This window comes from Paenibacillus oleatilyticus, from assembly GCF_018998565.1.
GTDB classification, from domain to species: domain Bacteria; phylum Bacillota; class Bacilli; order Paenibacillales; family NBRC-103111; genus Paenibacillus_G; species Paenibacillus_G oleatilyticus.
On sequence record NZ_JAHNZO010000008.1, the window covers coordinates 83,933 to 96,182 of the forward strand.

10 protein-coding genes are annotated in these 12,250 nt (G+C 57.1%); 7 read left to right on the top strand and 3 right to left on the bottom strand.

Features of this window, described 5'->3' with window-relative positions; translation table 11 throughout:
• Positions 1-947: 947 nt before the first annotated feature.
• The 3 genes from KQX66_RS12595 to murQ all read right to left on the bottom strand — a co-directional run bounded on the left by KQX66_RS12595 (position 948) and on the right by murQ (position 3,858).
• Positions 948-1,907, bottom strand: a complete 960-nt coding sequence (locus tag KQX66_RS12595; RefSeq protein WP_216792842.1) for an ROK family protein — start codon at positions 1,905-1,907, stop codon at positions 948-950.
• Positions 1,900-2,865, bottom strand: a complete 966-nt coding sequence (locus KQX66_RS12600; RefSeq protein WP_216792844.1) for a DUF4434 domain-containing protein — start codon at positions 2,863-2,865, stop codon at positions 1,900-1,902. The genes KQX66_RS12595 and KQX66_RS12600 overlap by 8 nt, the downstream gene beginning before the upstream one ends.
• Before the next feature lie 75 nt (positions 2,866-2,940).
• Entirely contained in the window at positions 2,941-3,858 is a 918-nt protein-coding gene (murQ, locus tag KQX66_RS12605; RefSeq protein WP_216792846.1) for an N-acetylmuramic acid 6-phosphate etherase, read from the bottom strand.
• Between the two features lie 205 nt (positions 3,859-4,063).
• Here murQ and KQX66_RS12610 point away from each other — a divergent pair, with 205 nt between their 5' ends.
• The 7 genes from KQX66_RS12610 to KQX66_RS12640 all read left to right on the top strand — a co-directional run bounded on the left by KQX66_RS12610 (position 4,064) and on the right by KQX66_RS12640 (position 12,226).
• Positions 4,064-5,194 (top strand): mandelate racemase/muconate lactonizing enzyme family protein, encoded by a 1,131-nt coding sequence (locus KQX66_RS12610; protein WP_216792848.1) that lies wholly within the window; start codon positions 4,064-4,066, stop codon positions 5,192-5,194.
• Positions 5,195-5,310: 116 nt separating this feature from the next.
• On the top strand, positions 5,311-6,105 hold the full coding sequence (locus KQX66_RS12615; RefSeq protein WP_216792851.1) for a M55 family metallopeptidase: 795 nt from the start codon (positions 5,311-5,313) through the stop codon (positions 6,103-6,105).
• Positions 6,106-6,140: 35 nt separating this feature from the next.
• The gene (locus KQX66_RS12620; RefSeq protein ID WP_010495463.1) at positions 6,141-7,001 is read left to right on the top strand and encodes a MurR/RpiR family transcriptional regulator; all 861 of its coding nucleotides are present in this window, start codon (positions 6,141-6,143) and stop codon (positions 6,999-7,001) included.
• Between the two features lie 186 nt (positions 7,002-7,187).
• The gene (locus KQX66_RS12625; protein ID WP_216792853.1) at positions 7,188-8,534 is read left to right on the top strand and encodes an ABC transporter substrate-binding protein; all 1,347 of its coding nucleotides are present in this window, start codon (positions 7,188-7,190) and stop codon (positions 8,532-8,534) included.
• Between the two features lie 67 nt (positions 8,535-8,601).
• Positions 8,602-9,531: a carbohydrate ABC transporter permease gene (locus KQX66_RS12630; RefSeq protein ID WP_010495466.1), complete on the top strand. Its 930-nt coding sequence runs from the start codon at positions 8,602-8,604 to the stop codon at positions 9,529-9,531.
• On the top strand, positions 9,531-10,412 hold the full coding sequence (locus KQX66_RS12635) for a carbohydrate ABC transporter permease (RefSeq protein WP_216792854.1): 882 nt from the start codon (positions 9,531-9,533) through the stop codon (positions 10,410-10,412). Before KQX66_RS12630 ends, KQX66_RS12635 begins: the two co-directional genes overlap by 1 nt.
• Positions 10,413-10,477: 65 nt before the next feature.
• Positions 10,478-12,226: a DUF4855 domain-containing protein gene (locus KQX66_RS12640; RefSeq protein ID WP_216792855.1), complete on the top strand. Its 1,749-nt coding sequence runs from the start codon at positions 10,478-10,480 to the stop codon at positions 12,224-12,226.
• Positions 12,227-12,250: the final 24 nt, after the last annotated feature.

Consider the following 12,250-nt stretch of genomic DNA (forward strand, 5'->3'; position numbering starts at 1 on the left):
CTTGTGCCTACCTCGGCACACATTTAACGGCGCTGATGGCGGGGGGGCAGTCTCCATCCCGTTGAGGCTATCGGTTCAGACATTTTAAGGAAGGGTACTTACGAATGAGCCGTTACGAGCTGTGCTACCACAGTTTAACTGGTTCCCATTATTAACTTGACGGTAATTCTTCTTCCGGTTCCACTCAGAACTTCCTCAACCGAGCTTCCTCAGAACACACATTGTCGATCAAAACGATGATCTTCTTGTATATTTTATATGTTTTTTTCAGCAAACGTCCGGATGAAATTGTAGCTATTTATAAAATTAATATGGTTAATAATTCATTTCATTAATCATATAATTCCACATTTGTGTGCCATGATTTTCCAGAAAAAATGAAATACCGTGCGAGCCACTCCGCTGCGTAAGTCGGGAAAGCTCGCTTTTTTCTTGGACATCGTCCAAAAGAACATGAAACGGACCAACAAGAAGTTGGTCCGACAAAGGCTGAAAATAAAGGAAAAGCGGTGCGTTATTGGAAGAGTTAGAACGATTGTGAGAGCATAGAGGAGATCAGGTGCTTTAAGCGTGTCGAAAAAAGTTATACTCCTTCAAGATGGCGGCGATAAGTGATCACAGGTGCTCTATTACGATTAGGCAAGCCAAATTTAGGTGGAATAACACATGCCAGTTCCTCTAAATATTCAGAAGGGACTAGAAAGGTTGAGAAAGGCAGCTTCCGCAAGCGCCGCATCGGCCAATCGAGCCATCCCATGCAAACTCCAGCTGCGGTTCCGGCTTCTCCGAAGGATGAAAAGGGAATGCCCCTTATTCATCCAAGCGGAGTAGGTCAAGAGTGTAGCCTTCTCAACCAAGCGGAGTAGGGCAAATAGTGCTACCCTTCTTCATCCAAGCATAAGCGGCGGTCTAACGGCTCCGGCCCGGTTTTCTTCGCTCAAGCATCCTTAAACGTCCGCGTCCGGTCCGCTGCTGCCGCTCAGCCGGTCCCATGCAAGCTTGGCTGCCCCGGCGACACCCGCCGCGTTCCCGAGCTCGGCCGCAACGATAGGCGTTTCGCGGTATACCGGCATGGCGCGCTCGCGGACGATCCGGCGGATTCGTCCCAGCAGCGCATCGCCTTGGGCGGTGACGGCCCCGCCGAGCACGATCGCCTGCGGATTCAGCACGTGCGCGAGGCTGATCAGTCCGACCGCCGTGTATTCGGCGTATCGCTCGATGACAGCCGGCGCGGCAAGATGTCCTGACGCTGCCAGGTCAAAAATCGATTTGGCGCCGTCCGGCAGTTCTTCGCCGCGAAGTCCCGCTTCGGCTGCGAGCCGAAGCAGCGCCGTTACCGAGGCGTACTGCTCGTAGCAGCCGGACAGGCCGCAGTTGCAGGGCTGGCCTCCCCAAGCGATAACCATATGGCCGAAGCCTCCGGGAAAGCCGCTGCCGCCGTAATCCGGCCGTCCATCGATAATGCGCGAGCCGCCGACGCCGGTACCCAGCGTGACGCAGATGAAGTCGCGGTAGGGCCGCCCGGCCCCGAGCCAGGCTTCACCGACGGCCATCGCGTGCGCGTCGTTCGCCACGGCGACCGGCAGGGAGGAAGCCTGCTCCAGGGCTTCGCGCAGCTGCAGGCCAGTCCAGCCCGGCAGGTTCGGCGTGGCATAAGCAACCCGGCCGCTCAGCGGCTCGACGTAGCCGGCTGTGCCGACGCCGATGCCCAAGGGCAGCAGGCCGGTCGATGCGGCGTGCGCCCGGAAATCTTCGATGATGGCGCGCAGCCTGCCCAGCAGCGCATCGCGTCCTTGTTCGGCCTGAGTCGGAGTAACCGTATGCTTCAGCACCTCGCCGCTATCGTCTACAATTCCCGCTTTGATGTTCGTGCCACCCAAATCAATCCCCAAAACAACCTTACGCATGAGACGAACGCTCCTTACCAGGCGTACCCAGACCGTACCGGTCCAGAAACGCCATATAGTCTTCGTATAGTTTGACGGACGATTCATGCCCTGCATGAACAGGGCTGCCGGGCTTGTTCATCATGCCCAGATATTGATAGCCCAGCACTTTGTCCACCCAGGGCGATACGGTCTGCAGCTGCCGCTCGATCCGTTCGAAGGCGGGAGGGTAGAGCACCTTCCCTTGAAAACGGAATAGCTCCACATCCGCCCAAAGCGGCTTGCCTGCCCGGTCATGCGCTTCCCGCAAGGAGGCGAACGTTCGCTTCGCTTCCTCGTGGGTGGTCCGATTGACGCCGAGCTCGTCCTGATAGGCGATATAATCGACCTCCAGCGAACGAAGCTGCGCGACGAAGCGGTCGTCGGCTTTTACCGTGCGGGTGCCGTATGGCGCGATCAGCACCTTGCTCGGGCCGTGCTTGCGGCACCGATTGGCCAGATCGTTCGCATACGCGATATAGTTGTCCGGAAAATATTCGCGGATGGCCGCTTCCACCGGGAAGTACCATCCGGCAAAGGAAGGATGGTGGGCGTATTTCTCCGCCAGCTCCTTCGCGACATCGATGCGCAGGCGGGAGTAATCGCCGTCGAGCGACAGCTGACCCATAATCGGCGTTGTGAAAAAGCCAAGCCCGAGGTACAGCGAGACGTTCAGCTTATCTCCCGCAGCCAGCACCGCTTCGAGAGGATCTTGGCAGACGGTATCCCAGCGCCAAGGCATCACTTCCGACGGATAAAACGCTTTGCCGTACAGCGCTACGCTGAGCAGGACGAAGGTATCCATGCCGGCTTCCGCCATTTCCGTCATTTTCAGCTCCCAATCGTGAGCTGTGAACTGCTGGGTCGCCGCATTCCAGGTGTCGCCTTCATACGGATTGCAATGGTAAAAATCAAACCACGTGCCCGTGATCGGTTTCATCGGCCGTTCCTCGCTTTGCTTGAGATAGGGGGGACTCTATAGCCTCGTAAAAACGCTTATCGCTCCGCATGCAGATTACGCTTCCTCCCGCGCGAGCCGAAGCGCCTCCCGCACGCTGCCGCCCGCCTCTCGAAGCAGGCGGCTTGCCCGTCCGGCATCCGTAGCCGGACCGAGCAGCATAACGATGGCGGTCTTCACATCGCCTCCCGTCTGCCACAGCGTGTGCGCCGCCATCTCCGGCTTGACGCCGGTCGCCATCTCGACGATTCGTTCCGCCCGGCGCAGCAGCTTGCCGTTCGTCGGCTGCATATCAACCATCAGGTTGCCGTAAACCTTGCCGAGGCGAATCATCGTTACGGTGCTGAGCATGTTCAGCACCAGCTTCTGCGCCGTACCCGCCTTCAAGCGGGTGGAGCCGGTGACGACCTCCGGTCCGACGGGCACTTCGATAGCGGTGTCGGCCAGCGCGCCGATTAGCGAGCCGCGAACGCAGCTCACGGCAACGGTGGCGGCGCCGACCTCGCGCGCGTAACGCAATGCGCCGGCGACATACGGCGTCCGGCCGCTGGCGGCGATGCCGACGACGACGTCCCGCGGCGAGAGCCCGCGGGCTTCAAGATCCGCCGCGCCGCCTTCGGCGCGGTCCTCGGCAGCTTCGTCGGCCTGCAGCATGCCGCTTCCTCCGGCCATGACGGCCTGCACGAGGTCGGGCGGGGTGCCGAAGGTCGGCGGACATTCGTAGGCATCAAGGAGCCCAAGCCTGCCGCTCGTTCCCGCTCCGACATAGAACAGCCTGCCGCCGTCGCGAATCGCTTCCACAATAACGTCCACCGCAGCGGCGATGTCGGCCAGACTTTCTCCGACATGACCGGGCACTGACCCGTCGGCTTCATTCATATAGCGGACCAAGTCCGCCGTTGTCATCAAATCCAGCTCGGGAGCTTGCGGGTCCCGGGTTTCGGTTTCGAGCCGGTCCGTCTCGTGCGCGTTCATAGGTCACCTGCCATCGGGTTCGATTTGAAAAAAAACTCCTTAAATGAACTTCAGTATGGAGATCAATTCCATTATATAAGGAGAAAATGCTTTCCGTAAACCTTTTTTCGGAGGAAAATTCCTCATCTGTCCAAAAAAATGAAGATAATCTCTATCTCGTATAGTATAATGGAACTAGTACTCGCGAACATAGGAGGTTCCTGTCATGATCCGCATTTCCGCCATTGACGTATTCCCGCTCCGCCTCCCGATGAAGCAATCGTTCCGGATCTCCCAAGGAACGGTCGGCGCCGTATCCGTCGGAGCGCCGCATGTCTATGTCCGCATCACGGGAGACAACGGCGTCGAAGGATGGGGGGAAGCGCGCCCGAGTCCCCGCTGGAGCTACGAAACGCCCGAATCCGTATGCAGCGCCGTTTCCAACTATATGAGGCCGGTGCTGATCGGGCAGCGCGCTGACGACTTGCCAGCCGTTCACCGGATGATGAACCGCGAGCTCGCGGGCAGCCTTCACCCGGGCCAGCCGATCGCCAAGGCGGCGGTGGATACCGCGCTTCACGATCTGATCGCCCGCAGCTACGGTCTGCCGGTAGCGGCACTATGGCAGTCGGGCTCCTCGCTCCCGGTCCGCTTGTCTTATCTAATCAGCACCGACAGTCCTGAAGAGGCCGCGCGCAAAGCGCGGGAGGCCGTGGCCGAAGGCTACACCGGCGTCGATGTGAAAATCGGGCTGAACCCGGCGAATGATCTGGATATCGTCGCGGCGGTGAAGCAGGAAGCGCCGAAGTTATTTTTCCGCGTGGATGCGAATCAGGCATATCGCCTGACTCAGGCGGTTCAACTGGCCAAAGGCCTCGAACGCATCGGCGTCGACGTGCTTGAGCAGCCGCTGCCGGCCAACCAGCTTCATGCACATGCCGAGCTGCGCCGCAAAGTGTCCATCCCGATTGCGCTGGACGAGAGCGTCTGGTCGCCAAGCGGCGTCCTGGAAGCTCTGCGGAGCGAAGCTTGCGATATCATCGTGATCAAGCTGACGAAAATGGGCGGCCTCCGCGGCGCCAAGCTGTGCGGCGAGCTCGCGCGGGAGAGCGGGCTCGGCTTGCTCGGCGGCGGGCTGACGGAGTCGAAGCTGGGACTGGTCGCTTCGGCGCATCTGTTCCGTTATTTGGAGCTGACAGACCCGGTCGACCTGAACGGCCCGATGTTCCTGAAGGACGATGCCGTCGAAGGAGACTGGCCGATTCGCAGAGGCGAAGTCGTCCTGCCGGAAGGACCGGGGATCGGCTGCCGCATTTCGGAAAACAAGCTGCAGGACTACGCAGCCGACGCTACGTAAGCCGGGCAAACTCAACATAAAGTCTGGCCGCCCGTCGTACAGTGCCGCCAAGAGTACGGGGGCTGCATATTGAAACGGAACCAGCCATTATTACGACCTGCAAAGGGGAGCAACGCATGAAATTTTACGTCAGCTGCGATATGGAAGGGATTGCCGGCGTGACGCTGAGGGAACAACTGGTAAGAGGGGAGCCGCTGTACGAAGAGGCGCGGCGGCAGCTGACGCTGGAAACGAATGCCGTGACGGTTGCGCTGCTGGATGCGGGAGCGACCCGGATTATCGTGAAGGACGCCCACGGAAGCGGCTTTAACTTCATTCCCGAGCTGCTGCATCCGGGGGCGGACTACGTGATGGGCGCGACTCGGGTCGAGAACCGGTTTCCCGGTCTCGACAAAACGTTTGACGGCGCGCTGTTGATCGGGTACCATGCGATGGGAGGGACCCCTCTGGCCGTGCGGGATCATACGATGACCTCGCAGGGCTGGCAGTCGCTCCGGCTGAACGGCCGGCTGATCGGCGAGATCGGACTGGATGGGCTGTTGTTCGGCTTGCAGGGTGTCCCGGTGCTGTTCGTCTCCGGCGACGACAAAACGTGCGCGGAAGCCGCAAACGAGCTTCCCGGCGTCGTCGCGTACGAGACGAAGACGGCGCTCGGCCGTCATGCCGCCTTGATGAAAGCGCCGCAGCGGGTACGCAGCGAGCTGCAGGCAGCAGTGCGTCGCGCCATAGAGAACGAGAACCGTCCGAAGCCGCTCCGCCTTGAAGGGCCATACGAGCTGACGATCCGTTTTCTTCATACCGAACAAGCCGATGCGCGCAGATATGACGGAATAACAGCCGAGAGGACGGACGGGTTGACCGCCGTTTATAAAGCAGACCATTTAACCGGACTGCTGGCAGCAGCCTTCTGAACGATGAACGAATACGATAAAAAAGGTGGTTTGTTATGAACAAACAATCAATCGGCGCGAAGGCGCTGCTATGGATCGAAAGCAACTACAATTCACTGACGAAGGCCGAGAAGAAGGTCGCCGACGTCGTCCTGCAGGATAAAGAAAAAGTCGTGTACAGCTCCGTGACCGATTTGGCCGAGATGGCGGCGACGGGGGAGACGACCGTGCTGCGGTTTTGCCGGAAGCTTGGCTTTCGCGGCTACCAGGAGTTTAAGCTGGCAGTTGCCCAAGACCTCGTCAGTCCGAGCGAGAACGTGCACGGGGCCATTGACGAGAACGACAAGATCGGCGAAATCGCCCAGAAAATCACCTCCAGCAACAGTCAGGCGTTGAAAGATACGATGAGCCTGCTGCAGGAAAAAGAACTGCAAAAAACGGTCGATGCGCTGCTATCGAAAAAACGAATTTTCTTTTTCGGTGTCGGGTCGTCCGGCGTGACGGCCATGGACGCGCAGCACCGCTTCATGCGGCTGGGCTTCCAAGCCTTCTGCGCGAACGATGCCCACATTATCACGATGAACTGCGCTTTGACGGGGCCGGACGACGTGGTGGTCGGAATTTCGACGTCGGGAAGCACGAAGGATCTGGTCGATGCCGTTCGGATCGCGAACGAAAATGGCGCCACGATCGTCTGCTTGACGAACCACGCTCGCTCGCCCATCACCCAATACGCCGACGCTGTGCTGCTCGCTTCGTCGAAGGAAACGCCGCTGCAGGGAGGAGCCTTTGCCTCCAAGCTTGCACAGATTCATGTGCTTGATATTTTATCGACCATTGTGGCGCTGCGGCGCAAAGCGGAAGCATTCCAAGCGATAGAGAAAACCGCCAAATCCGTCGTCGACAAGCTGTATTAGAAAATAAATTCATAAAAATAAATAAAAAAGGAGGAAATCTCCGCCTGAATGTTGTATAGTTTAGTTAGAGGACAGCATGAAGGGGGGATTTTCTTTTTTTCGGCTATCCGGACTTAACCATAGAAAAAAATAAACAAACAATCGGAGTAGAGAGAGCCACCTGAGACACGATGGAGGTGGCACAAAATGAAAGCGTTTCACAAAACGGGTGTCGCAGCATTTTCCCTTATCTTGGCCTCGATGGCCGGGCTGGCCGGATGCTCCGGCGGAACGGCGAAGCCGCAAGGCGATGGCGCGGGCAAGACCGATGCCGGAGGCGGCAAGCCGAAGGATAAGGTGGAGATCACCTTCTGGCATGTGTGGACCGATAAAGACGCCGGTCCGATTACCGCGCGGGTCGATGCGTTCAACAAGAGCCAGGACCGCATTACGGTCAAGGTGCTGGGCAACCAGGATGCAACGAAGCAGCTCACGGCGATTTCCGGCGGCAATCCGCCCGACGTCGCACTGACGTACTGGAACAATATCGGCCCGTGGGCGCATGCCGGCGCGGTGCTGCCGCTTGCCGATCACCTCAAGAAGAGCAAGCTCGATACCGCGAACTTTATTCCGGCGGCTTTGGAACGGATGAAGGTGAACGATCAATATTACGCGCTGCCGTTCACGGTCAGTATGGCCAGCACGCTGATGTACAACAAGAAAGCGTTCCAGGATGCGGGCATCGCGAAGCCGCCGGAAACGCTCGAAGAGCTGTTCGATACCGCCAAAAAGCTGACCAAGCGCGAAAACGGCGCGATCTCGCAAATCGGCTTCATTCCGGATTATCCCTGGATCGATAACGTGTTCTGGCCGATTATTTTCGGCGGCGGTTGGGTGGATGCGAACGGGAAAATAATTGCCAACCAGGAAGCGAATGTCAAGGCGATCGCCTACCAGCGCAAATTTTACGAGGAGTTCGGAATGGACCAGATCGGCAAATTCCGCTCCGGTATGGGACAGCGGGGGACGCCGAACGATCCGCTGCTCACCGGCAAGCTGGCGATGATGATCGGCTGGGAGTACAACTTCCCCGACGAACGGAAGCCGGACGGCCCGATCGGCATCGCTCCGTTCCCGCATCCTGCGGACCGGCCCGATTTGAAAGGTTCGGGGATGGTCGGACCTCGCGCGGTGTTCATTCCGAAGAAGGCGAAGCATCCGGAAGAAGCGTGGGAGTTTATGCAGTATTTGATCGGTCAGGAATCGCAAGTGGAATTCTCCATCGAATCGAAGACGATCCCGAGCTGGCTCCCGGCGCTCGACGATCCGAAGCTGCGCAAGAACGAGAAGCTGGTCATGATGCTTGATTTCTATGACCGGGCGAAAAGTAAAACGCTGCAAGGGTTCCCGAACAGCGTCTACATTAACGAATATTTGCAAGCGCTGACCGAAGAGACGGAAAAAGCGCTGAAAGGGCAGGCGACGCCGCAGGAAGCGATGGACCGCGTCGTGACGAAAATCCAGCCGCTTGCGGACAAGGCGAAGAGCAAATAACAGGGCGCGGAGGAGGGAGCAGCCTTCCCTTTTTCGAAAAACCTGATACGAAGGGAGTGAGGCCGCAATGGCTCGCGTCGCTGCCGCAACGGCCGGATTCCGTCACCGGAGGAATAAAGCGTTATGGACAGGATTACTATTTATCAGCCCGTGGATTGCCGGCTTTCTTTTGTTTCAACTCTACCCGATTGCGATGTCGTTTTATTATAGCTTGTCAGAATATAACTTATTTTCCAAGCCCGAATGGGTAGGCCTGCAAAATTACAAGAATTTGTTCGCAGACAGCAAGTTTTATTTGTCCATGTACAATACGGTTTACATCACCGTGTTCGGCCTGCTGCCGCATCTGGCGTTCGCGCTCGGCATGGCGATGCTCCTGAACATGAGCGTGCGCGGGCAGTCGCTGTACCGCACGATCTACTTCCTGCCGACGCTGGTGCCTGCCGTAGCCAGCTCCTTGCTCTGGATGTGGCTGCTCAACGCGCAGTACGGGCTCGTGAACAAGCTGCTGGCCGCCCTCGGCCTGGTCGAGCCGAACTGGCTCGTCGACCCGATGTGGACGAAGCCCGCTTTGGTGCTGATGGGCTTCTGGGGCACCGGCACGCAGACGGTGATGTACTTGGCGGCGCTGCAGGACGTGCCGAAGGTATTCTATGAAGCCGCCGAAATCGACGGCGCCGGCCGGTGGAGCCGCTTCCGCCACATCACGCTGCCGGCTATTTCTCCGATGACGCTGTTTTTGCTGATCAACGGTCTGATCAACTCGTTTCAGTTTTTCACGCAGGGGCTTATTTTCGCGGAAGCGTCCCAATCGGTGGGTGGGCCGGAAAACTCCATGCTATTCTACGCGATTTATTTGTACCAAACCGCCTTTTCGTTCCTGAACATGGGGTACGCCTCCAGCATGGCGTGGATTTTGTGCGCGATCGTGCTCGGTTTGACGCTGCTTATTTTCCGCTCGTCCGCCCGTTGGGTGTATTATGGAGGTGAGAAATAATGGCGCAAACGATGGTCGCCCGCTCCGGCTCGGGGACAGGGGTTCGGAGAAAGCCGGGAATGCGCTACGTTCGCAAAACCGTGCTGCCGCATATTGGCTTGGCGCTCGCTGGCCTGCTGTTTTTGGCCCCGTTTGCATGGCTTTTCATTACTTCCATCAAGTCGGAGCAGGAAATTTTCGCGATCCCGACGGTCTGGTGGCCCGACAAAATCCAATGGCTGAACTACGTGCAGGCGGTTCAGACGATTCCCTTCATTCAGTATACGCTCAACACCGTGTTCGTCTGCGTGCTGTCTGCGGTCGGGCAGCTGTTCGCTTCGCCCTTGGTGGCGTACGGTTTCTCGCGGATTGCGTTCCGTGGGCGCGACTTTTTGTTCTTCGTCATGATGGGGACGATGATTTTGCCGTTTCAGGTGACGATGGTGCCGATCTACGTCATGTTCAACCAAATGAACATGCTCGATTCGTATTGGCCGCTCATTTTGCCGAATTTTTTCGGCGCCGCCTATTATATTTTCCTGCTTCGCCAGTTTTTTATGAACATTCCATACGAGCTCACGGAATCGGCCAAAATCGACGGAGCGTCCGAGTTCCGCATTTATTGGCAGGTGATTCTGCCTTTGTCCCGGCCGGCGCTGTATACCGTGGCGCTGCTTACGTTCCTGCACGCTTGGGGCGATTTCCTGGGACCGCTCATTTACTTGAACGACCCGGAGAAATGGACGCTGTCCGTCGGCCTCCGGTCGTTTATCGGAGAATACAAAGTGTCATGGGGCCTTCTGATGGCCGCTTCGACGCTCTTCACGGTCCCGATCATCGCGCTGTATTTCTTCGTGCAGAAGCAGTTCATTCAAGGCATTACGCTGACAGGCTTTAAGTGAGACAGAGCATCCGGGAAATGAACATAAATGATTCGATTCCAATTCACCCATCTGGAGGAAAGCAAATGAAAAAACGATCCAACATTACGGCAGCCATTCTGTCTTTGGCATTGGCCGGGGGGATGGTCATCCCTGCTGCGGGTGCATCCGCAGAACAAACCGCACAGACGATTGCGCCTCTGGAAAATTTGGCTTTGAACAAGCCGTATACGTTCGAAACCCCGTATCCGCGCGACTCGCATTTCGGGCCGATGGAAGACGCTTATCCGGACGATACGGGCAAGCAGCTGACGGACGGCGTTTACGGCGGGACATCCTTTTCGGACAAAGCGTATGTCGGCAAGCTGTGGCAGGGCTACCGTACCTTCAAGCTCGATCTTGGCGAGCCGGTGACGATCCAGGACATTAAGGTCAGTACGCTGCAGGATTTGCCGAACGGGATCTTTTTCCCGGACGAAATCTCGTACTCGATCTCGGAGAACGGTAAGACGTGGCAGCATCTCGGTAAAGTAAAAAGCGCGCTGCCGACGACGGAAAAAGGCCCCGTGAAGCAAACGATCGCCAAAACCGGCGTCAATACGGTCGCCCGCTACGTCTATATGGACATTCCGGCGGAATCCTGGCTGTTCGTCGACGAGATCGAGGTCATGGGCACGCGCGACAAGTCGGGCAGCAAGCTGAAGCCGAACAAAGCGCCGAAGCCGGATCAAGGGTATCCTCGTCCGGGCTCAAATCAGACGGGAGGCATTCGCGATGAAGTGCTCATTTATACCGGAGAATGGCAGTACCAGCCAAGCGACTGGGTTTCGTTCAAGAAAGAGGACTTCAAGCCGTATGTCTCTTATGTGGATCAAGACATGAAGCGCAAGGACTTTATGTTTGACGGCTTCTTATTTTTGCCGCTCCCTGCTTTGTTAGACGGCACCAATTACGGTTCGGCGGGGAAGCCGACAAACAAAGGTCACTTTGAAAAGTTTCTTGACCGCGTGTTCCGCGACGATTACGAGCTGGGGGCGCTGAACGAAGCGGTGAAGGAAGCGAAGGCGGATATGCCGAGAAGGAAATACGAGGCGAAGGTCGTTATCGCAATCCCATATCCGCGTACGGATCAGAGCGATTTCGGCGATGTAGACGGCGACGGCATCAGCGAGAACTTGAACGTCAAGGAGGTCGGGGAAGCGGAAGCTACGAAAAACCGGCTTAAGGTGACCAAGTGGTACGTCGACGAGGTGTACAAGCGCTGGAACGCGAAAAATTACTCCGACCTGAAGCTCGTCTCGTTCTATTGGTTCAATGAATACATTGGGCATCAGTTAAGCGCGATGGAGCATGAGGTGTTAAAGCAGACCGGCGATTATGTCCGCTCCAGAGGCGCGACGTTCCAATGGATCCCGTATTATTTCGCCCGGGGCTGGAACGATTGGAAAGAAAACGGATTCGATGCGGCAGCCATGCAGCCGAACTATTATTTCCATCCTGATGCTAACGTCGACCGGATGAACACGATCGCTCAAGCCGCTTATGATAACGGCATGGGCGTCGAGATCGAGCTGAGCGACGCGGCGCTGACGGACGAGAAGCTGCGTAACCGCTACTACGCATACTTGGACGCAGGAAAAGAACACAAGTTTATGAACAAATCGTACAACGTGTTCTATCAACAGGTGAAAACGCTCTGGAAGGCTGCACAATCCAAGACGCCAATTGAGCGCGAAGTGTACGACCGCACGTATCAGTACATTAAAGGCAAGTATAAAGTAACGAATCCGCAAGAACTTCAAGCGTTAGAGCAGGAAGAGCAGGACGCGGAGTAACGAAATCGAAGAAAAAGGGGAATG